Here is a 21,671-nt window from a genome sequence, read left to right as displayed (position 1 = left end):
GTCCTGCATCACTGACCAGGGAGGGTCAGTTGTTCTGCTCGTTGCTCTGCTCGCAGGTCTTCAGCGAGTCGATCGAGTTGCCGCTGTTGTCCAGGCCGAGGATGCCGGTCGGGTTCGTCAGCGGAACGGTGCCGCCGATGCCGGTGGCGTCGATCTCGTTGTGGCAGACCTGCCACGGGCCGACCTTGTTGTCGCTGACCGAGACAACGCCGTTGCCGTCGGCCTTGTACCACTTGCGGTTCTGCTGGTTGTCCTGCTCGCAGGTCTTGACGGCGGTGATGCTGTTGCCGTTGTTGCCCCAGCCGATGATGCCGGTGATGTCCTGGGCCGGAACCGTGCCGCCGATGCCGGTACCGGCACCGAAGTTGTGGCAGGCCTGAACCGCACCGAGGTCGTTGCGGTCGAGCGCGACCAGGGAGCCGTCCTTGTGCATGCCCCACCAGCGAGCGTGGCTCGCGTCGTAGTTGCCGGCGCCCTGGGACAGAGCCGACACCTGGTCGGACAGACCCTCGACCTGGGCCTTCTTCTGCGCGTCGTCGAGCATGTTGGCGCCCGCGAAGCTCGCGACACCAAGGGTGGCAACGGTCGCCGCCGCGGCTGCGATGACGATCTTGCGAGTTACCTGCATTATGCCAGGTTTCCTTTCGGGTTTGACGGATTCGTCTTAGTGGTAACGACCCCTGGCGCAGCCGGTTACAAACTTTTTCGTCAACTATTTTCCCTGATACGGCAGTGATATTGGTGAGCGGAAGTTGAGACGGAGGGGCCCGTAACCAGGCCGGAGGTACGTCGTTGAGTCAGCGCGGGTGACGGATGGCCCGGTGAATCGGAGATTGTTTCGGTGGGCTCGGTGGCTGCCGAATTGGCAATAGCACGATTCGTCGGAACAATTTGGAACCATTGCCGGAGTTTCGTGCCGTGTTTTTTCGGGGCAGGGCGCGACCGGCAGCCAGACCCGCTGCCGCGCGCATCGGCAGCGGTGGGAGACCCGGGTCCCTTGGGCCCGGGTCTTTCCTTTTGTCAGGCCCTCCGCCGCTCCGCCGTCACCACCAGCGCGACCCCGACGATGATCACCGCGCCGCCCAGCAGGATCTGCCAGGTCAGCCGCTCGCTCAGGATCAGCCAGCCGAGGAACACCGCGACCGCCGGGTTCACGTACGCGTAGGTCCCGACCAGCGAGATCGGCGCGTTCGCGAGCAGATACGAGTACGCCGTGTACGCGAGCAGCGACCCGAACACCACCAGGTACGCCAGCCCGATCCACCCGCTGCCATGGATCCGGTCGAAGTGCAGCCGCGCCGGCTCACCCCGCAGTACGCCGAGCAGCACCATCGCCGTACCGCCGAAGACCATCTCGTAGAGCGCTGTGACCAGCGGGTCCCGCGGCAGGCCGAGCCGGGGCGCGTACCGCGAACCGGTGGCCCAGCAGATCGTGCCGACGACCAGGATCGCCACCGACAACGGCTTCGCGCTGGTGTTGCCGCCCGACAGCGCGAGCAACGCCGCCCCGCCGAACCCGATCAGTACGCCGACCCACGTCATCGCGCGCGGCCGCTCGCCGCCGCCGACGCGGAGCAGCATCAGCCAGAGCGGAATGGCCGCGACCAGTAACGCCGCCAGTCCGGACGGCACCGTCTGCTCGGCGATCGCCACCGCGCCGTTGCCGAGGGCAAGCAGCAGGATGCCGACCGTGGCCGCGCCGATCGCCTCGCGGCGGGTGATCCGCAGCCGCCGCCACCCCGACTTGAGGGCCAGTCCGGTCGCCATCAGCACCGACGCGGTGAGGAACCGGGTGGCCATCCCGAGCATCGGCGGGATCCCGGCCTCGACCACGACCCGGATCGCCAGGTACGTCGAACCCCAGACGACGTACACCACCGCGAGCGCGGTCCAGATCATCGCGCCGGAGGCCGGCCGGGCGCCGGTCCCGACCACTTCGGCGGGGGCAGTGGCCATCGCGACCCTCCTCGGGGTGTCAGGGGTGTCATGTACGAACGATGCTTACGCTAGGCGTCGCGCGCACGCGCGCGCAAGGAGGTTTCCGGCCACCCGGCGGCCGGATCCCGCCAAGCGGGGGACGTCGAGACGAAGTTGTGACACTTCACATCCGAGGCGCTCGCACGCTGTAAGACGAGTCTGCGGATAGGACCAGTGGCTGGACTGGTGTCTCATCCCAGGACCGATTTCGGTACCGCCGTACCCGCTGGAGTCCAGGAAGTTAGCGGATCAGGCACCTGGTCTGTACGGTGTCCGGCAAGATGGGAGTGAGACCAGTGAGGAGGTCCACTGCCCGCAGTGCATCAACCCCTGGAATCACGCGGACCAGCCTGCGAAAGCCGCACCCGGCAACAGCGGGGGGACCCGTGCAACGTTGCGGTCGCGGCGATCCCGCGCTCGAACCCGAGGAGTGCATGTGAGTGAGTCGGTGCCGGGCCTTGCCCCGGAAGTGTTCGCGCCACACGAGGCGCCGGTCAGTCCGCCCCAGGCCTCCGAAGAGGTCGAGTTCGTCCAGCTCCTGACGCCCGAAGGCGAGCGCGTCGAGCACCCGGACTACTCGTTCGACCTCGACGACGAGGCGATCAAGGGCTTCTACCGGGACATGGTCCTGGTCCGCCGGATCGACTCGGAGGCGACCGCCCTGCAGCGTCAGGGTGAGCTCGGCCTGTGGGCGTCGCTGCTCGGCCAGGAGGCCGCGCAGATCGGGTCCGGCCGGGCGCTGAACGACAAGGACATGGTCTTCCCGACGTACCGGGAGCACGGCGTCGCGTGGTGCCAGGGGGTCAACCCGCTGAACCTGCTCGGCCTGTTCCGCGGCGTCGACCAGGGTGCCTGGGACCCGAAGGACAACAACTTCCACCTGTACACGATCGTGATCGGCGCCCAGACGCTGCACGCCACCGGGTACGCGATGGGCCAGCAGCGCGACCACGCGGTCGGCGACCCGGACACCGGCGAGGCCACGATCGCGTACTTCGGCGACGGCGCCAGCAGCCAGGGTGACGTGAACGAGGCGTTCATCTACGCCTCGGTCTTCAACGCCCCGGTCGTCTTCTTCTGCCAGAACAACCAGTGGGCGATCTCGGAGCCGATCGACCGGCAGACCCGGATCCCGCTGTACCAGCGCGCCGCCGGCTTCGGCTTCCCGGGCGTCCGCGTCGACGGCAACGACGTCCTCGCGACGTACGCCGTCACCCAGCAGGCCATGAAGCGCGCCCGCGAGGGCAGCGGGCCGACGCTGATCGAGGCGTACACGTACCGGATGGGCGCGCACACCACCTCCGACGACCCGACGAAGTACCGGCTGAACGAGGACCTCGAGCACTGGAAGCTCAAGGACCCGATCGAGCGCGTGCACGCGTACCTGAGCCGGCACGCGGGCGTCGACCACGACTACTTCGACGAGATCGAGGCCGAGGGCGACAAGATCGCCGCCGAGCTGCGGGCCGGCTGCCTCGCACTGCCGGATCCGGTGCTCACCGACTTCTTCCAGAACGTGTACGTCGACGAGACGCCGCAGCTGGCCGAACAACGTGACCAGTACGTCGGGTACGCCGCTTCGTTCGAAGGCGAGGGCTGAGCGATGACCAAGATCACTCTCGGCAAGGCCATCAACGCGGGCCTGCGGGCCGCGATGGAGAAGGACCCGAAGGTCGTCGTGATGGGCGAGGACATCGGCAAGCTCGGTGGCGTCTTCCGGGTGACCGAGGGCCTGCAGAAGGACTTCGGCGAGGACCGGGTGATCGACACCCCGCTGGCCGAGTCCGGGATCATCGGTACGGCGGTCGGGCTCGCGCTGCGCGGGTACCGCCCGGTGTGCGAGATCCAGTTCGACGGGTTCGTGTTCCCGGCGTACGACCAGATCATCAACCAGGTCGCGAAGATGCACTACCGGTCGATGGGCAAGCTGACGATGCCGATCGTCATCCGGATCCCGTTCGGCGGCGGCATCGGCGCGGTCGAGCACCACTCGGAGTCGCCGGAGACGCTGTTCGCGCACGTGCCCGGGCTGAAGGTGATCTCCTGCGGCGACCCGGTCGACGCGTACTGGATGATCCAGCAGGCGATCGCGTCCGACGACCCGGTGATCTTCTTCGAGCCGAAGCGCCGGTACCACGAGAAGGCCGAGCTGGACCAGTCCACCGGGCCGTCGCTGCCGCTGCACAAGGCGAAGGTGGTGCGTGAGGGTACTGACGCGACGCTGCTCTGTTACGGGCCGATGGTGAAGACGTGCCTGCAGGCCGCCGAGGCCGCGGTCGAGGACGGGCGCAACCTGGAGGTCGTCGACCTGCGGACGATCGCGCCGTTCGATCTCGCGACGATCTTCGCCTCTGTGAAGAAGACGCGGCGGGCAGTCGTGGTGCACGAGGCGCCGTACTCGTTCGGGCCTGGGTCGGAGATCGCGGCGCGGGTGACGGAGGAGTGCTTCTACCACCTGGAGGCGCCGGTACTGCGCGTGACCGGGTACGACACGCCGTACCCGCCGTCGCGGATGGAGGACGAGTACCTGCCGGACCTGGACCGGGTCCTGGACGGTGTCGACCGGGTGATGGGGTACTGATGGGCATCCAGCAGTTCCGCCTCCCCGACGTCGGTGAGGGGCTGGTCGAGGCCGAGATCGTCAGCTGGAAGGTCAAGCCGGGCGACACGGTCAAGCTGAACGACACCGTGGTCGAGATCGAGACCGCGAAATCCCTCGTCGAACTCCCGGTCCCGTTCGCCGGCGTCATCACCGAGCTGTTGGTCCCCGAGGGCGAGACCGTCCCCGTCGGTACGCCGATCATCTCGGTGCAGACCGACACCGCCGACGAGCCCGCCCCCACCCCGGAGCCCGAGGAGAACGGCGGCCGCACCGCGGTCCTCGTCGGCTACGGCCCCAAAACCACCGAAGCCAAACGCCGCCAACGCAAGCCAGGCGCCGCTCCGGGTGGTGCGGGCGGTGGCGTACCCGCAGCACCAGGTTCAGCCGGTGCAGCCGCACTGGCGACCACTCCCGCCCCACCCCCAGCACCCGCGGCATACGCGCCGGCCACTCCCGCGGCGTACGCGCCGGCCGCCGCAGCTTCCACGTCGGCGCCGCCGGCGCCGGTTGCCGGGGGGCACGTGCTGGCGAAGCCGCCGGTGCGGAAGTTGGCGAAGGATCTGGGGATCGACCTGGGAGCGGTCGCACCGACCGGTGCCGGGGGAGTGATCACCCGGGCGGACGTGGAGGCGTACGTCGCGACTCCGGCCGCGGACGAGCTGCCGAGTGTGACGGCGTACCAGCCTGCTCCGGTGGTGAGCGCGCAAGGTGATACGCGCGTGCCGGTGAAGGGTGTGCAGAAGGTGATGGCGCAGGCGATGGTTGCCAGTGCGTTCACCGCGCCGCACGTGACCGAGTGGATCACCGTCGACGTCAGCGCCACGATGGAGCTCGTCGAGCGGCTCAAGTCGGACAGGGCGTTCCGCGACCTCCGCGTCTCCCCGCTCCTGATCGTCGCGAAGGCCGTCACGCTGGCGGCCCGCCGTACCCCGATCATCAACGCGGCCTGGGACGAGCAGTCGCAGGAGATCGTCTACAAGGGCGCGGTCAACCTCGGCATCGCCGCGGCCACTCCGCGCGGGCTGATCGTCCCGAACATCAAGAGCGCCGAATCGCTCACCCTGCCCGACCTCTGCCGGGCGCTGAACGACCTGGTCGCCACCGCCCGCGAGGGCAAGACCCAGCCGGCGGACCAGGCGGGCGGTTCGTTCACGATCACGAACGTCGGCGTGTTCGGCGTCGACGCCGGTACGCCGATCATCAACCCGGGCGAGGCCGCGATCCTCGCGTTCGGCGCGGTCCGGAAGCAGCCGTGGGTGGTGGACGACGAGATCGTCCCGCGCTGGATCACCACGCTCGCGCTGTCCTTCGACCACCGCCTGATCGACGGCGAGAAGGGCTCCACCTTCCTCGCCGACGTCGCGAGCATCCTCGAGGATCCGGCGCGCGCGCTGATGTTCTGAGACGAAGGGCCGGGCTGTCGCCCGGCCCTTCGTTTGCCGGACCGCCACCACTCACCAACGCCGCTCCCGGCCGTCGAGGGATGCGGCGGGACGCGTTGACCGTCGGTTGCTGAGTGGCGCAGGTCCGGGCGCTTGGTTGACCTCAAGCGCTTGAAGTGTGTGACCGTGACGGTATGACGGTTTTCACCATCCAGGAGGTCGCGCGGCGGAGCGGGCTGAGCGAGCCGACGCTCCGGTACTACGAGGACGTCGGACTGGTCGGCCCGATCGACCGCGACGCGCAGAGCGGTCACCGTCGGTACCGGACCGCGGACGTCGACGTACTCGAGGCGCTCGCCTGCCTGCGCGCGGTCGGCGTCGGCATCGGCGACATGCGCACGTACCTGGCGAACCGGGCCCGCGGCCGCGCGGCCGCCGGCGAACAACGCGACCTGCTCCTCCGGCACGCGGACCGCATCGAGGCCGAGATCGCCGCGCAACAGGTCCGCCTCCGCTACCTCCGCGAGAAAGCCGCGCTCTGGGATGCCCGCGACCGCGGCGACGACGCCGCCGAGGCCGCCACCATCGAACGCCTGGTCGACGTGGTCGACGGCCTCGGAGCCCTCCGATGAGCCCCGTGCTGGTGACTGGCGGATCCGGCTACCTGGCGACCCACCTGATCGCGCAACTCCTCCGCGCCGGCCGCGACGTTCGTACGACGGTCCGCTCGACGACGTGCGCCGACTCTGTCAGGGCCGCCGTACGCCGAGGTGGCGCCGACGACACCCGCCTTGAATTCGTCGAGGCTGATCTGCTGTCGGACGACGGCTGGAAGAGCGTAGTCGAGGGCTGCGCCGAGATCCACCACGTCGCCTCACCGATCCCTGCCGTACAACCCGAGGACCCCGACGAGCTCATCATCCCCGCCCGCGAAGGAACCCTCCGAGTACTACGAGCCGCCCGCGACGCCGGCGCCCGCCGCGTCGTACTCACCTCGTCCTTCGCCGCGATCGGGTATACCCCGAAACCCGACGCCGACTACACCGAGGACGACTGGACGGACCCGGACACGCCAGGCCTGGCGCCGTACCCCCGCTCGAAGGCGATCGCCGAACGCGCTGCCTGGGACCTGATGCGCGACGCCACCACCGAACTGGTGGTCGTCAACCCGACCGCCATCTTCGGCCCGACCCTCACCACGGACCTTCGCTCCTCCACCCAACTGATCAAGCTGATCCTCGACGGCAGCACGCAGGTCGTCCCGCGCGCTCGCTTCGGCGTGGTCGACGTCCGCGACGTCGCAGACCTGCACGTCCGAGCCATGGCCACCCCAGCCGCCGCCAACCACCGCTTCCTTGCTGTCAGCAACGACCCGACCACGAGCTTCCTCGAACTGTCCCACCTCCTCCACGCCCACCTGTCCATCCCCACTCCCACCGAAGAGGCCCCCGGCCCCGACCTCCCCCGTCCCACCATCCACAACACCCGAGCCCGCACACTGCTCGGCTGGAACCCCCGCCCCCTCGAAACAACCATCCTCGAAACCGCGCAGAGCCTCCGCGACCTCGGCCTCATGTAATCCACCTGACCCGCATGACGAGCGGGTGAGAGGGTGGTGGGGTGGTGGTGATCCTGGTGGTGCTGGGGGCGGCGGTTCTGCACGCCACGTGGAATGCGATGGCGCACGGGGCGCCGGATCGGGTTGCCGGGTTGGCGTTGTTCGAGGTGGCGGCCGGGGTGATCGGGCTGGTCGCGGTGCTGGTGATGGGGCTGCCGCCGGCCGGGACGTGGGGGTACATCGTCGCGTCGGCGCTCTTGCACCTCGCGTACCTCGGCGGGCTGTTGGCGTCGTACCAGCTGGGGCAGTTCAGCCAGATGTATCCGTTGGCCCGCGGTACGTCGCCGTGGGTGGTGGCGGTGGTGTCGATCGTCGTACTGCATCAGCACCTGGCACTGCTCGAGTTGGCCGGCGTACTGCTGGTCTCGACCGGGCTGATCGCCCTTGTCTTCATCGGTCGTCCCGGTCGCAACCAGTTGCCGGCCATCCTTGCCGCGATCGGCACCGGCCTGATGATCGCGTCGTACACGGTCGTCGACGGGGTCGCCGTACACAAGATGCCGGTGGCAACGTACATGGGCTGGGTCTTCATGCTCCAAGGATTCGCCGTACCACTGGCCGTCCTGGCCTGGCGCGGCCCGCGGACCTTCAACCTCCCGCGCCCGGCGGTCCTGTCCGGTCTCGCGGGCGGGGTCGTGTCGATGGCGGCGTACGGCCTGGTGCTCTGGGCCCAGACCCGCGGCACCCTCGCCGCCATCGCCGCGCTCCGCGAAACCAGCATCATCTTCGGCGCGATCATCGGCGCCCTGTTCTTCCACGAACGCTTCGGCCCGAAACGAGCGACCGCCGCGGCCGTGGTCGTCGCCGGCATCGTGCTGATCACGACAGGGTAGATGCCCCGATCAATCAAGTACGACCTGCAGATTGCGCCGGTGCGGCCCCATCATCCAGTCCTGTTCCATCCGTACGTCGACGGGCACCTGCCGCCGCCGCAGCGCATCGACGTACGCGCGATCCGCAACAAACCGCGCCGCCACCTCAGCCCCGTCGGCCACGGCCCCGTGCCCCGGAACCACGACGTTGGCGTGCTGAACAGCCTCCTCGAGCCGGTCGAGCGCCGCCTCGTACGCATCGAACTGACCAGGCCGACCCGGGTCGAGCATCGGAATCAGTACGTCGGACAGCATGTCGCCGACCAGCAGCACGCCCTGATCCGCCAGCAGCACCGCCGCATGCCCAACAGCGTGCCCGTCATGCTCGATGACCTCGCCCGGCACAGGCCCACCATCCGCCGGCAACGGACTGACCAGCGCGACCAGCTCAACCGGTGCGCCCTCCGCATTCTCCGCCGCCATAGCCTGCGCCTGCTCCCGCCCCTCGGCCGCACTCCGCGCACACCCAGCCGTCGCGTACCGCGGCACGTCCCCGAACCGCGAATGCCACAACAAATGATCAAAATGCGGATGCGTAGAAAACCCAGCCACCACCGGAACCCCAAGCCGCCCCACCTCATCAGCAAGCTCGCTCAGCTCGGCTCCAGTAATCCCCGGATCAACCAGCACCAACCCGTCATCCCCAAGCACGACAGTCGAGTTACTCCAAACCCACCCACTCTGCCGCACCCAAACCCCATCACCCACCTGCGTCAACATCCCCTCACTCTGACACCAGTCCACGACCGGGCGCGAGTGGCGCGTACCTCTCGTCGGGCTAGCCGTCCTCGAACGGCCTGCTGAGGGTGCGCGCGAGGTCAACGGCCTCTTGTCGCGTGCGCCGCCGCCCTCGGGTTGTGTCGTACCGCACCAACCACAAGCCGACGACCCTGCCATCCAAGACGATGAGCGCCGGCGAGACCGTCGCGAACACCGCCCCTCCGCCGGACCTAACCCTGCCGCTCAGCGGCGGTGGCCGATGAGCCGAGTCGTGGCGTTCGGCTGGTGGCTGTAACTGCGAGTCGTGGATCGAGGTCGCGGGATGCGGCGTGTCGCGCGCTGGATCCCACGATTCGACGAACGGGTGAGCCGGTTCGTCGATAGGGGGTGAGTGGGGGTCCCGGGCGGTGGACCCCCACTCGGTTTGGGAGGGGTTAGCGGGTTACTGCGTCTAGGGCGTCGGCTATGCCTTCGCCGTAGACGGAGTTGTTGGCGGTGGTGCCGGTGCAGCGGGGGTCGGGGGTGGTGGGGCAGGCGGTGTCGTCGGCCTCGGTTTGGAGGGCTCGTTCGATGTCGCGGGGGCCCCACGAGGGGTGGGTGGACTTGATCAGGGCGGCGATTCCGGTGACGTGGGGGGAGGCCATGGAGGTGCCGCTCATCAGGCCGTAGCCGCCGCCGGGGAGGGTGGAGAGGATCGAGCTGCCGGGGGCGGCTACGTCGATCTTGTTGAGGCCGAAGTTGGAGAAGCTGCTGCGGGCGGTGGTCTTGGTGGTGCTGGCGACGGTGATCACGCCGGGGAGCTCGGTCGGCATGTCGAGGCAGTTGTTGTTGATGGTCCGCGGGGTCGCGGTGGAGTCGTTCGGGCTGCCGTTGTCGGTGGTCTTGTGGGCGAGGTCGTAGTTCGAGTTGCCGGCTGCCGCGACGGACAGGGTGCCCTGGTCGGTGGCCCAGGCGTACGCGCGCCGTACCGCTTCCTGGACCGCGCCCTGGTCGCCGTTGTCCTTGCACCAGAACTCGAACGGGTCGATGAAGTAGCTGTGGTTCGTGACGGCCATGTGGTGCTCGGCGGCCCAGACGATGCCGCAGATCGAGTACTCCGGGTAGATGAAGCCGGCGTCGTTCACAACCTTGACGGACGCGATCCGGACGCCGGGGGCGACGCCGACGATGCCGATGCCGTTGCGTGCGGCCGCGACGGTGCCGGCGACGTGCGTACCGTGCGAGCTGGTCGTCGGGCGCCAGGCGCCGGCGGTGCGGTCCGGTACGCCGTTGTTGATGCAGCTGACCGAGTCTGCCGCGTCGAAGTTCGGGGCGAGGTCGGGGTGGTTGTCGTCGACGCCGCTGTCGTTGATGCCGACGAGGACGCTGCGGGAGCCGTCGGTGACGGCGTGCGCCTGGTCCGCCTTGATCTGCTGCATGTCCCACTGCTCGCCCTCGCGCGGGTCCGCGACCGGGGTGGCGGTGGCCTCGTCCAGGGCGTTCATGCCGCCTTCGCTGACCGCTGCGGTGCGGGTGGCGCCGACCGACTCGACCTCGCGGCCGTTGTGGGTGGCGCGGATGTCGGTGCGGAAGCCGGGGTTGGTCGACTGGGCGATCACCACGCCGAGCTGCTGGTACGAGACCAGGACCTTCCCGCCGGCGTCCTTGATCGCGTCCTCGGTCTTGCGGACGTGACCGGGCGTGGCCTTGGTGTTGACCACGTAGTTCATCAGCGGGCCGGCCGTGGTCGCGGCGTGCGCGCCGGTGGTGGCGCCGAGCGACACGCAGGCGAGCGCGGCGGCGGCGAGACCGGCGGCCAGCCGGCGGGGACGGGGAGTTCGGGACACGAGGCCTCCTCAGTGCAGGGGCCGGACGGACGGGTCCGGACCGGTAACCCGAGACTCTAGGCCGGATCGCGGGGAAGCGGAGTTCTTCGTCCACAACGCAGGGGAAACCCTGCGTCAAGCTGTGCACATCATGTGGACACCCCTGTGGATAACCTGGGGAATATTCGGCTTCGACAGTGGATTGTCTGTGTGTGTAAGATAGATACAACAAAGATACGAGTCGTATGGGTGGGGTGCAGTGGCAACCGGGGACGCGGGACGTGACGCGTTGACATTGGGTGACGAGACCGCGGAAATCGCGCGGGTGGTGGTCGAGGCGGCGCCGGGGGTGGAGAAGATCCCCGCGGCGGAGCGCGTGTACGCGTACGTGAAGGCCGCGATCCTGGACCGGGCCTACCCGGGTGGCGAGCTCCTCACCGAGGGTGAGCTTGCGACTGCGGTAGGTGTTTCCCGTACGCCGGTCCGCGAGGCCCTGCTCCGGCTCGAGGAGTCCGGCCTGGTCAAGCTCTACCCGAAGAAGGGCGCGCTCGTCCTCCCGGTCCTGCCGCAGGAGATCGACGACGTACTCGAGGCCCGTGAGCTGATCGAGACGCACGCCGCCGCCAAGGTCTGGCCGCGCCGCAAGCAGTTGATCCAAACCCTCACCGAGCGCGTCGACGAGATGCGCGCCTGCCGCAGGGCAGGCGACGCGAAGAGCTTCCTCGAGGCCGACCGCGCCTTCCATGAGGCGATCGTCGATGCCGCCGGCAACCAAATCCTGGCCAAGCTCTACAACAGCCTCCGGGACCGGCAGGTCCGGATGGGGGTGCCCGGCATCGAGGTCCAGCCGGCCCGGATGGACAAGTCGATCACCGCGCACCAGGAGATGATCGAGGCGCTCGGCGGGAACAGCGTGAAGCGGTTCCGTGAGCTCGTGATCGCGCACATCGAGACCGCCGCGACGGATCTGCGGGGCACGCGGTGAACGAACTTCGCTACCCCCTGGGCGGACGGCGTGCCTGGGCGGTGTGGGCCACAGCTGTCTTCACGTACCTCGTCACCGTGCTGCACCGCGGTTCCATGAGCGTGGCCGGCCTGCAGGCCGCGGAACGCTTCCACATCTCCGCGTCCGCGCTGGCCAGCTTCACCGTCGTACAGCTGACGGTGTACGCCGCCATGCAGGTCCCCGTCGGCGTACTGCTCGACCGTTACGGCTCCAAGCGGCTCCTGATCGCTGCGTCCGGGCTGCTGTTCGTAGCGCAGTCCGCGTTCAGCATGGTCAACTCGTACCCCGCGGCACTCGCCGCACGCGCGGTGCTAGGTGTTGGCGACGCCCTGGTGTTCATCAGTGTGCTGCGCGTGGTCATGTCCTGGTTCCCCGCGCTGCGCCAGCCCGTGATGTCACAGGCGACAGGAATGCTCGGTGGTCTGGGCGCGATCATGTCGACCGTTCCGATGGCTGCGGCGTTCCACGCGTTCGGCTGGACGCCCACGTTCGCCGCTGCGTCAGTGCTGAGCCTGGTGACAGGCGTACTGGTACTACTGCTCGTCAGGAACACCCCGTACGACGAACAGCTCCGCCGCGCGAAGCCGCCGCTCGCAGAGGTCAAGAAGAACCTGCGCCGCGCCTGGAAAGAACCGGGCACGCGGCTGGGCCTGTGGACGCACTTCACGACCAGCTTCTCCGGGAGTACGTTCGGACTGCTCTGGGGCTACCCCTTCCTCGTGCAGGGAGAGGGGGTCGCTCCAACGACCGCCGCGGCCATGCTGATCGTCCCTGTGCTCGCTGGGCTCTGCTACGGACCGCTTGTCGGACGGTACGCCGCCAAGTTCCCGTTCTACCGGTCCTGGATCGTCCTGGCGGTGATCGCGGGCTCGGTGCTGATGTGGACGGTCGTGCTGCTGTGGCCGGGGCGTGCGCCGATGCCGGTGCTACTGGCGTTGATCGTCGTACAGGCAGCCGGTGGACCGGGCTCGATGCTGGGGCTGGACTACGCCCGTACGTTCAACCCGACCACACGGTTCGGGGCGGCGAACGGGATGGTCAACACCGGCGGCTTCATCGCGACGCTGCTCTGCATCGGGATGGTCGGCGTACTGCTTGACGCGTCGTCCGGTGGCGCACCGCAGGCGATCGGTGACTTCAAGGTCGCGCTCGCGTTCCAGTACGTGCTGTGGGCGATCGGCACACGCCAGATCCTCAAGTACCGCCGGAAGGCGCGGGGCAACCTCGCGCGCTACAACCCGGAGGCGTACCAGGCGCTGCTGGCGAACCAGATCGTGCCGCTGAAGGGCTGAGACAGCGCCGTGACAGGCCGGTGCCAGCACGTCGGGAGACGGTAGTCCCAGTAGCAACAACTGGGAGGAACCCGATGACCACAACGAACCAGGTCGCCATCGAGGCGGTCGGCTTGGTCAAGAAATATGGCAATACGACCGCGCTTGCCGGCGTCGACCTGAGCGTGCCGACCGGCACCGTTCTCGGGGTCCTCGGCCCGAACGGCGCCGGCAAGACGACCGCGGTCCGCATCCTCGGCACGCTGCTCCGGCCGGACGCCGGGCACGCAGTAGTCGGCGGGTACGACGTCGTCCGCGACGCGGGCAAGGTCCGCGGCATCATCGGCCTGACCGGGCAGTACGCGTCGGTCGACGAGGACATGTCCGGGCGCCGGAACCTGATCATGATCGGCCGGCTGCTCGGGTACTCGCGGCCGCAGGCCCGGACCAAGGCGGACGAGCTGCTCGAACGGTTCGAGCTGACCGACGCCGGCGACCGGATCGCGAAGACGTACTCCGGCGGCATGCGCCGCCGCCTCGACCTGGCCGCGAGCCTGGTCGGGAACCCGAGCATCCTCTACCTGGACGAGCCCACCACGGGCCTCGACCCGCACGCCCGCAACGGCGTCTGGGAGACGGTCCGGAACCTGGTCCTCGACGGTACGACGGTGCTGCTCACGACGCAGTACCTCGAAGAGGCCGACGCGCTCGCCGACTCGATCGTGGTGTTCGACAAGGGCGCCGTGGTCGCGAACGGGCGGCCGGCCGAGCTGAAGGCGCAGGCCGGCAAGCAGTCGCTGGACGTCCGCCCGGCGGAGCCCTCGCACATCGAGCGGGTGGCCGCGATCGTGGCCGAATCGGTCGGCACCCGGCCGACCGTCGACGTGGTGAACGCGCTGGTCAGCGTGCCGGTGACGGACGGCTCGTCGATGCCGGTCGTGGTACGGCGGCTGGACGAGGCCGGGATCGCGGTGACCGAGCTGTCGCTGCGGCTGCCCAGCCTGGACGAGGTGTTCCTGGCGCTGACCGGTCACACCGCCGAAGAACCGAAGGTCCTGGAAGGAGCCGGCCGATGACCACAATGGCAGTCGAAACACGGCGGCCCAACCCGTTCGCATGGGCCCAGCAGAGCCTGACGCTCGCCTGGCGGAACATCGTCCGGATCCGGCAGAACCCGGAAGCCCTGGCGGACGTGACGTTCCAGCCGATCATCTTCCTGGTGCTGTTCCTGTTCGTGTTCGGCGGTGCGATCGCGCAGGGCGCCGGCTGGCGCGACTACCTGCCGTTCCTGCTGCCCGGTCTGCTGGTGCAGACGGTGGTGTTCTCCACGATGGGCACCGGCGTCGCGCTGAACGACGACTTCGCGAAGGGCGTGTTCGACCGGTTCCGGTCGCTGCCGATCGCCCGGATCGCGCCGCTGGTCGGCGCGGTGCTCGGCGACGCGGTCCGGTACACGCTGTCGATCGTGATCCTGATGGGGACCGGCTTCGCGCTCGGGTTCCGGTTCCAGAACGGCGTCGGGTACGGCGTACTCGCGCTCGTGATCGTACTGGCGTTCGCGTTGTCGATGTGCTGGATCTGGGTCTGGCTCGGGCTGTCGCTGAAGACCGCGCAGGGCGTGCAGGGTGTGGCGTTCCTGGTGATGTTCCCGCTGACGTTCGGCAGCAACGTGTTCGTGAAGACCGACACGCTGCCGGGCTTCCTGCAGGCGTTCGTGAACGTCAACCCGGTCAAGTACCTGGTGGACACGATGCGCGGGCTGATGCTCGGCGGCCCGATCGAGAAGCCGCTGCTGATCACGCTCGCCTGGATGGTCGGCCTGGTCGGGGTCTTCGCCCCATTGGCGATCCGCGCCTACCGGCGCCGTACGTAGGAAATCTGTCGGTGGTGGGCGTCAGAGTGGTCGCATGACGACCAAATGGACGCTCACCATCGACTGCGCCGATCCCGGCCTGGTCGCGCGCTTCTGGTGTACGGCGCTCGGCTACACGGAGTCGGCGCCACCGCAGGGCTGGGACACCTGGGAGGCGTGGTTCACCGACCTGAACGTCCCCGAGGACGAGTGGAACGACGGCGCCTCGATCTCCGACCCGAACGGCGTCCTCCCATCGATCTCGTTCCTCAAGGTCCCCGAGCCCCGCACCGTGAAGAACCGCCTGCACCTGGACCTCCAGGTGGCAGGCGGACGCGCGCAACCCCAGGACCTCCGCGAGCAACGCATCCGCACCACCGGCGACAAACTCCAGGCCGCCGGTGCCACGCTGGTCCAGGAAATCGGTACCGACGAGGCTCTCGATCACCTGTGGATGCAGGACCCCGAGGGCAACGACTTCTGTGTGGTCTAAGAGTTGAGCTCGCCGAAGGACAGTGGTTCGCGGGTGCAGAGGTAGGTTGCCCAGTGCAACTTTGTGGGGTGGCCGGCCGGGTCGCGGGTGATGCGGAGGAGTTCGCCGGTCTCGCGGCCGGAGATTGTGCGGTACGTGTCGTCGGCGGCGCGCTCGAAGACCGCGGGTGACTGGTACTCGGCCGCGCCCGGGGACTTCGCCTCGAGTACGCCGTTCTTCACCGAGAACACGAACGGCGATCCCTCGGTGAACCAGGTGCCCAGTACGCCGGTCAGCTCGTCGGGGACCGTCGTACCCGGGACCCAGGCCTCGGGCGGCAGCGGGTCGTCCTCGAGGACCTTGATGATCAGGTCGGTCGCCAGCGCGCTCGGTGCCGGCGACGAGGTGGCGCCGAACAGCGCGATCCCGGCCGTGCCGGAGGAACGGTCGACGAACGTCGACGTGATGTGGCCGGGCATGCCGCCGTCATGGCCGACGAACAGCCGGTCGCCGCGGCGCAGCAGCATGAACCCGAGGCCGAAGGCCAGCTGCCAACGGTCCACGTCGGCCATGATCTGCACCTGGCACATCTCCTCGAGAGTGTCCTTGGACAGCACCTCGTCGACCGGGTTCGCGACGAACATCGCCCACTTCGCCAGGTCCGCCGCGGTCGACGCCAGTCCACCGCAGGCGTCCATCGCGCCGATGTCGAGCAGCGGCTCCTGCACGGGTACGTCGGAGAACGGCGGCACGTAGTACCCGGTCTGCGCCGGGCCGCCGTCCATGCCGACGGTGGTCCGGCGCATCTCCAGCGGGTCGAGGATCCGCGCCTTCACGGCGTCGTACCAGGACCGGCCGTCGAGCCGCGCGACGATCTCGCCGAGCAGTGAGAACACCAGGTTCGAGTAGTGGAACCGGTGGTGCGGTTTGCCGATCCGCTCGGCCGCGTTCCAGCCCGGGACGAGCTCCTCGCGGGACGGGAACTTCATCAGGTCCCAGACGTCGCCGACCGGTTCGCGCTGCATGCCGCTGGCGTGGCTGAGCATCTGCCGGACCGTGATGCCCTCGTGGGTGCTGTCCGGGATCAGCTTCTCGATCGTGTCGTCGAGGCTGAGTTTGCCCTCGTCGCGGAGCGCCATGATCGTGACCGCGGTCAGCGTCTTGCTCTGCGACGCGATCAGGAACTGCGAGTCGGCGGTCGGCGGTACGCCGGGACTGTCCAGGTCGGCCGATCCGGCACCGTGCGACCAGGCCAGCGACCCGGCCCGGGCGACGGCGCCCACCACACCGGGCACCCGGCCCTTGGACTGACGTTCGGCAACGATTCGGGAGAGCGCGACCTGCGTCGGCGCGGCAATATCTGTCACGCTTCCCGACCTTAAGGGAGCGAAGTGACAAAAGGCAGGGTGTTTGGGAGGGAGGATGTGCGAGGCTGGTGGAGTGCGCATAGCGGTGCTCGGTCCTCTCGCGATGTGGGCGGCCGACGGGACTCCGCTCGACATCCGCGGTGTTCGCCTGCGTGGGCTGCTGGCGCGGCTGGCGCTGAGCGCGGGGCGGCCGGTCAGTGTCGAGACCCTGGTCGACGGGCTGTGGGGCAGCGAAGCCCCGAGCGCGAACGCCCTGCAGTCGCTGGTCTCGCGGCTCCGCGGCAGCCTGCCTGCCACCGAGTCGAGCATCTCGGTCCAGTCAGGCCCGGCCGGCTACACGCTGACGATCGGCCCGGACTGTGTCGACACCCTCCAGTTCGAGGACCTGGTACGGCGTGGCCGCGCGGTCCTCACGTCCGACCCGGAGCAGGCGCACGCGCTGCTCACCCAGGCCGAAAGGCTGTGGCGGGGTGAGGCCCTGACCGACCTGCGCGACCTCCCGTTCGCCGCGGTCGAGGCGGACCGGCTCGGCGAGCTGCGGCTCGCCGCCGCGGAGGACCTGGCCGAGGCAGCTGTCAGCTCCGGCCACGCCCGTGACCTGATCGCGGACCTCGAACACCTCGCCGTCACGCACCCGCTCCGCGAACGCGTCCACGAGCTCCTCATCCGCGCCTTGTACGCCGACGGCCGCCAGGCGGAGGCTCTGACGGCGTACGAACGTATCCGCACCACCCTGGCCGACGAGCTCGGTGCTGATCCCGGTGCGCGGCTCCGGGACCTGCATGTGTCGGTGCTCCGGGGCGATGCGGTGGATCCTGCGGCCAGGAGCATCGCCGTACCGGCTCCTGCTCCGTCTGTGCCGCGTAACAACCTGCGGGCTCCGCTGACGAGTTTTGTCGGCCGCCGGGAGGACGTGGTCGAGCTGACCCGCCTGCTGAGCAACGGGACCCGGCTGGTCACCATGGTCGGTCCTGGCGGTGCAGGCAAGACCAGGCTGGCCACTGAGACCGGTAGGTCGCTCGTAGACCAGTCCGGCGACGGCATCTGGTTCGTGGAGCTGGCACCGTTGGGTGACGCGGCTGACGTCGCCCCCGCCGTACTGTCGACGCTTGGCGCCAGTGAGTACGTCGACGTCACACAGGCTCGGTTTGCGCCGCAACACATCCCTACCAGCCGCGCGGCGACCCAGCGGCTCGTCGAGGTGATCGGCGACCGCCGCATCCTGCTCGTGTTCGACAACTGCGAGCACCTCGTGCAGGAAGTCGCGGGACTCGTCGACTCGCTGCTCGCGTCGTGCCCGCGGCTGCGAGTGCTGACCACGAGTCGTGAGCCGTTGAGCATCCCCGGTGAGCACCTGCACCCGGTCGGTCCGCTGGACCTGCCGCCGGAGGACGCGGACACCGACGAGTACCCGTCGATGCAGCTGTTCGTCGACCGCGCCCGCGCCGTACGGCCCGACTTCCAGCTGACCGACGCGAACCGGGAAGCCGTGGCGGAGATCTGCCGCCGGCTGGACGGTATGCCGTTGGCGATCGAGCTGGCCGCGGCCCGGCTGCGGGCGCTCAACCCGCCGCAGATCGTCGACCGGCTGGCGGACCGGTTCCGGCTGCTGACCAGTGGCTCGCGTACGGCGCTGCCGCGGCACCAGACGCTGCGGGCGGTCGTGGAGTGGAGCTGGGACCTGCTGGACCCGGACGAGCAGGCGGTCGCCCGGCGGCTCTCGCTGTTCTCCGGCGGCGCCACCCTGGACGCGGCCGAGCAGATCTGCAGCGACGAACACCTCCCCGCGGAGTCCGTGCTCGGCGTGCTCGCATCGCTTGTCGACAAGTCGCTCGTGGAGGCTGCCGCCGACGAGCGGTCCGTGCGCTACCGGATGCTGGAGACGGTCCGCGCGTACGGCGCCGAGCAGCTGAAGGCCTCGGGTGAGTACGACCGCTTCCGCTGGGCGCACACCGTGTACTTCAGCCGGATCCTCCGCAAGGCGCGGCCAAAGCTGCGGACCGGCGAGCAGATCGAGTGGATCGCCCGGCTCACCGCCGACAACGAGAACCTGATCGACGCGCTCCGGACCGCGATCGACACCGGCTCGGCGCGGGTCGCCGTACAGATGGTCGCGGTGCTGGGGGAGTACTGGACGATGAGCGGGCGCCCGGCCGAGGCGGTGACCTGGATGCAGGCCGCGCTCGCCGTACCCGGGCCGACCGTGCCGCTGGACAAGGCCGAGGCGCTGTACCTGCTCGCGCTCGGCCGGATGTCGACCGGGCAGGACGCCGCGAAGGCGTTCCAGCAGGCGGCCCGCGGGCTGGCCACGGTGCGGTGGATGACGCGCAAACACCCGATCCTGGTCGACTCCGGGATCGGGCTGTTCACCAACGCGGTCTGGGCCGCCGTACGCCGGGACAAGGCGACCTGCTTCGCCGAACTCGAGGCCGCCGGGCGGCACCCCGATCCGTGGATCCGGAACATGGGAGTGATGACCAGCGCGATGTTCCGCGAGAACGAGGGCGAGGTCACCGAGATGGCGGCCGATCTCACGATCGCGCTGGACGGGTTCCGCGAGATCGGCGACCGGTTCGGTACGTCGATGGCGCTGCGCGGGCTCGCGGGGTACCAGGCCAGCACCGGGGACCACGCGGCCGCGCTGGAATCGCTGATCGAGGCGCTCCGGCTGATCGAGGAGCTCGGGACCACCGAAGGTGTCGGGCAGTTGCTCGGCAGCTGCGCGATGAGCCGGGTCGAGCTGGGCGACTACGAGGGCGCCCGCGCCGACCTGCAGCGGGCGTTGCAGCTGTCCGAGCAGACGGGCTCGCGCGGCGGCGAGGCGATGGCGTACATGGGGCTCGCCAAGGTGGAGTTCCGGCTCGGGGGGATCGAGGAGGCGCGCGAGCTGGCCGAACGCGCGTACGCGACGCTCGACCTGGACGCCGAGCGGATGGCGCCGCACGGGCAGGCGGTGATGCTCAGCCAGCTGAGCCGGATCTACGCGTCCACCGGCGACGTCGAGAAGGCCCAGCAGCGCGCCCGGGAGGCGATCGGGCTGGCCCTCGGCACCGAGGACATGCCGGTCGCGGCCGCGGTCGTCGAGATCGGGCTGCACGCCGACCTGATGACCAGCGAGCCCGCGGAGGTGGCCCGGGTGCTCGGGCTCGCCGCCACGATGAAGGGCCTCCGCACCATCCCGGACGCCGACGTCCAGCGGCTCGTCGACGAACTCCGCGATGCCCTGGGCAACGAAGCCTACGAGTCCGCGTACGCCGCCGGCGCCGCCGTACCGCGCGACGAAGCCCTCGCCGAACTCAGGAAGCGGTACCTCGACTAGGCCGTGATCAGCTGGACGGCGAGGTCGCGGAGGGACTTCTGGATCTTCTGTTCCGGTGGGCGCGGGTCGGCGAGCATCCAGTCGTGGACGACCGCGTTCACCGCGCCGAGGAACGCCAGCGCGAGGAAGCGGAAGTCCTTGCGCTTGATCTCGCCGCGTTCTACCGCGGTGTCGCCGAGGTCGCGGACCTTGCCGACCAGCAGCTCCCGGAACGCGTTCCGCTGCTCCTCGACCGCCGGGCTGGTGCCGACCACCTCGACGAACGAGATCCGGGCCCGCCGGAGGTCCGCCATGATGGTCCGCAGGTACGAGTCGACGGCCGCGGTGATCCGCTCCCGCACCGGCTGGTCGGCGGTCCGGCGGAGGGCGTCCCCCGTGCTCCGGACCGCCAACTCGATCACCTGCGCGTGCACCGCGAGCAGCACGGCTTCCTTGTTCTGGAACTCGTGGTAGAAGTGCCGGGTGGACACTTTCGCCTGTGTGCACAGGCGTTCCACGGATGTCGCCGGATATCCTTCGGTCCCGAAGAGCTCGAGCGCGGCAGCCAGCAGCCGTTCCCGGCGCGCGGCCTTCCACTCTTCGACTGACCGCCCGGAATAACGGCGTACGGAGGGTTCCCTCATCACACCTCTTGTCGCTACCCCGTGCCAGATGCCGGACATCCTATCCACCCCTCGGCGCAGGCGTAACCGGGTTACTCCAGTCTGGTGTATCCCTTCGCGCCGTCGAGGAGTTCGCGGATGATGTCGAGGTGGCCGACGTGGCGGGCGGTCTCCTCGATCAGGTGACACAGCACGTACCGCAAGGATGCTGCCTTGTCAGCGGGTTGGCCCGCCTCGACGGTCTCCAGCGGCAGGTCCGCGATCGTCGCGTTCGAGCGCCGGCACTCCTCGTCGTACTCGTCGAGCAGTTGGGCGATCGGTACGTCGTCGACGAACATCTCGGCGTCGACGTGCCCGCCCTCGGTCCACGGCGTCTGGCCGGTGTCGGGGACGCCGGCGATGCCGAGCTGGAACCACGAGTACTCGTTCCAGCGCAGATGCGCGACCAGCCCGGCCGGCGACATCAGCGGCGAGGTGGGTACGACGTTGCGGTGGGCATCGGCCTCGCTCAGCCCGGCGCACTTCATCCGGACGAACGAACGCTGCACATCGAGCCATCCGGTCAACTGATCCCGCTCTCCCGCGGTCAGCGACGGACGTTGTACTTCGGTCATACGACTTCTCCTAGGTGGTACGACGCCACCCCGGTCAGCCGCGGACACGGCAGCGGGGCAGCACGACAGTCGGACTCGACATCGCGCTCACCTCCTCTCCGCCACCGGGATGTCGAACCCCGGCCCTCGCACCGTAGCGGACCGGTGCCCGAGCTGGAAACCCCATTTCTGGCACTCTATGGAGGACAAGCG

19 protein-coding genes are annotated in these 21,671 nt (G+C 69.1%); 12 read left to right on the top strand and 7 right to left on the bottom strand.

Annotation, left to right across the window (positions count from 1 at the left end):
• Window positions 1–25: 25 nt before the first annotated feature.
• Window positions 26–628 (bottom strand): hypothetical protein, encoded by a 603-nt coding sequence (locus ACFV9C_RS00450; protein WP_380189440.1) that lies wholly within the window; start codon window positions 626–628, stop codon window positions 26–28.
• Between the two features lie 392 nt (window positions 629–1,020).
• Entirely contained in the window at window positions 1,021–1,956 is a 936-nt protein-coding gene (locus ACFV9C_RS00445) for an EamA family transporter (RefSeq protein WP_380189438.1), read from the bottom strand.
• 457 nt (window positions 1,957–2,413) lie between these two features.
• Here ACFV9C_RS00445 and pdhA point away from each other — a divergent pair, with 457 nt between their 5' ends.
• The 6 genes from pdhA to ACFV9C_RS00415 all read left to right on the top strand — a co-directional run bounded on the left by pdhA (window position 2,414) and on the right by ACFV9C_RS00415 (window position 8,412).
• Window positions 2,414–3,577 (top strand): pyruvate dehydrogenase (acetyl-transferring) E1 component subunit alpha, encoded by a 1,164-nt coding sequence (gene pdhA, locus ACFV9C_RS00440; RefSeq protein WP_380189437.1) that lies wholly within the window; start codon window positions 2,414–2,416, stop codon window positions 3,575–3,577.
• A gap of 3 nt (window positions 3,578–3,580) precedes the next feature.
• A complete protein-coding gene (locus ACFV9C_RS00435; RefSeq protein WP_380189435.1) occupies window positions 3,581–4,558 on the top strand; it encodes an alpha-ketoacid dehydrogenase subunit beta in 978 nt (325 codons plus the stop codon).
• Entirely contained in the window at window positions 4,558–5,982 is a 1,425-nt protein-coding gene (locus ACFV9C_RS00430; RefSeq protein ID WP_380189433.1) for a dihydrolipoamide acetyltransferase family protein, read from the top strand. Before ACFV9C_RS00435 ends, ACFV9C_RS00430 begins: the two co-directional genes overlap by 1 nt.
• Window positions 5,983–6,155: 173 nt before the next feature.
• Window positions 6,156–6,593, top strand: a complete 438-nt coding sequence (locus ACFV9C_RS00425; RefSeq protein ID WP_380189431.1) for a MerR family transcriptional regulator — start codon at window positions 6,156–6,158, stop codon at window positions 6,591–6,593.
• A complete protein-coding gene (locus tag ACFV9C_RS00420; protein WP_380189429.1) occupies window positions 6,590–7,540 on the top strand; it encodes an NAD-dependent epimerase/dehydratase family protein in 951 nt (316 codons plus the stop codon). Before ACFV9C_RS00425 ends, ACFV9C_RS00420 begins: the two co-directional genes overlap by 4 nt.
• Window positions 7,541–7,581: 41 nt before the next feature.
• Entirely contained in the window at window positions 7,582–8,412 is an 831-nt protein-coding gene (locus ACFV9C_RS00415; RefSeq protein ID WP_380189427.1) for a DMT family transporter, read from the top strand.
• A 9-nt stretch (window positions 8,413–8,421) separates the two neighbouring features.
• Here the strand turns inward: ACFV9C_RS00415 and ACFV9C_RS00410 are convergent, their stop codons facing one another.
• Both ACFV9C_RS00410 and ACFV9C_RS00405 read right to left on the bottom strand, forming a co-directional pair.
• The gene (locus tag ACFV9C_RS00410) at window positions 8,422–9,171 is read right to left on the bottom strand and encodes an MBL fold metallo-hydrolase (RefSeq protein ID WP_380189426.1); all 750 of its coding nucleotides are present in this window, start codon (window positions 9,169–9,171) and stop codon (window positions 8,422–8,424) included.
• A 434-nt stretch (window positions 9,172–9,605) separates the two neighbouring features.
• The gene (locus ACFV9C_RS00405; RefSeq protein ID WP_380189424.1) at window positions 9,606–10,997 is read right to left on the bottom strand and encodes a S8 family serine peptidase; all 1,392 of its coding nucleotides are present in this window, start codon (window positions 10,995–10,997) and stop codon (window positions 9,606–9,608) included.
• Between the two features lie 238 nt (window positions 10,998–11,235).
• Between ACFV9C_RS00405 and ACFV9C_RS00400 the strand changes: the two genes are divergently transcribed.
• The 5 genes from ACFV9C_RS00400 to ACFV9C_RS00380 all read left to right on the top strand — a co-directional run bounded on the left by ACFV9C_RS00400 (window position 11,236) and on the right by ACFV9C_RS00380 (window position 15,598).
• Entirely contained in the window at window positions 11,236–11,961 is a 726-nt protein-coding gene (locus tag ACFV9C_RS00400; protein WP_380189422.1) for a GntR family transcriptional regulator, read from the top strand.
• Window positions 11,958–13,274, top strand: a complete 1,317-nt coding sequence (locus ACFV9C_RS00395; protein WP_380189420.1) for a nitrate/nitrite transporter — start codon at window positions 11,958–11,960, stop codon at window positions 13,272–13,274. Before ACFV9C_RS00400 ends, ACFV9C_RS00395 begins: the two co-directional genes overlap by 4 nt.
• A gap of 74 nt (window positions 13,275–13,348) precedes the next feature.
• On the top strand, window positions 13,349–14,329 hold the full coding sequence (locus ACFV9C_RS00390) for an ATP-binding cassette domain-containing protein (RefSeq protein WP_380189418.1): 981 nt from the start codon (window positions 13,349–13,351) through the stop codon (window positions 14,327–14,329).
• Window positions 14,326–15,126: an ABC transporter permease gene (locus tag ACFV9C_RS00385; protein WP_380189416.1), complete on the top strand. Its 801-nt coding sequence runs from the start codon at window positions 14,326–14,328 to the stop codon at window positions 15,124–15,126. Before ACFV9C_RS00390 ends, ACFV9C_RS00385 begins: the two co-directional genes overlap by 4 nt.
• Window positions 15,127–15,160: 34 nt before the next feature.
• Window positions 15,161–15,598, top strand: coding sequence for a VOC family protein (locus ACFV9C_RS00380; protein WP_380189403.1), 438 nt, complete (start codon window positions 15,161–15,163; stop codon window positions 15,596–15,598).
• Here the strand turns inward: ACFV9C_RS00380 and ACFV9C_RS00375 are convergent.
• Window positions 15,595–16,944: a serine hydrolase domain-containing protein gene (locus tag ACFV9C_RS00375; RefSeq protein WP_380189401.1), complete on the bottom strand. Its 1,350-nt coding sequence runs from the start codon at window positions 16,942–16,944 to the stop codon at window positions 15,595–15,597. The two genes, ACFV9C_RS00380 and ACFV9C_RS00375, sit on opposite strands and share 4 nt — an antisense overlap.
• 85 nt (window positions 16,945–17,029) lie before the next feature.
• On the opposite strand from ACFV9C_RS00375, the gene ACFV9C_RS00370 reads away from it, so the two are divergent.
• The gene (locus tag ACFV9C_RS00370) at window positions 17,030–20,263 is read left to right on the top strand and encodes a BTAD domain-containing putative transcriptional regulator (RefSeq protein WP_380189399.1); all 3,234 of its coding nucleotides are present in this window, start codon (window positions 17,030–17,032) and stop codon (window positions 20,261–20,263) included.
• Here ACFV9C_RS00370 and ACFV9C_RS00365 read toward each other — a convergent pair.
• Together ACFV9C_RS00365 and ACFV9C_RS00360 are read right to left on the bottom strand one after the other, a co-directional pair.
• On the bottom strand, window positions 20,260–20,886 hold the full coding sequence (locus tag ACFV9C_RS00365) for a TetR/AcrR family transcriptional regulator (RefSeq protein ID WP_380189397.1): 627 nt from the start codon (window positions 20,884–20,886) through the stop codon (window positions 20,260–20,262). The two genes, ACFV9C_RS00370 and ACFV9C_RS00365, sit on opposite strands and share 4 nt — an antisense overlap.
• A gap of 71 nt (window positions 20,887–20,957) precedes the next feature.
• Complete coding sequence (locus tag ACFV9C_RS00360) at window positions 20,958–21,479, bottom strand: DinB family protein (RefSeq protein ID WP_380189395.1); 522 nt, start codon at window positions 21,477–21,479, stop codon at window positions 20,958–20,960.
• Window positions 21,480–21,671: the final 192 nt, after the last annotated feature.

The organism is Kribbella sp. NPDC059898 (assembly GCF_042730855.1).
Lineage (GTDB): Bacteria > Actinomycetota > Actinomycetes > Propionibacteriales > Kribbellaceae > Kribbella.
The sequence above is the reverse complement of the archived record's forward strand: the minus strand, read 5'-3'. Positions and strand labels throughout refer to the sequence as shown.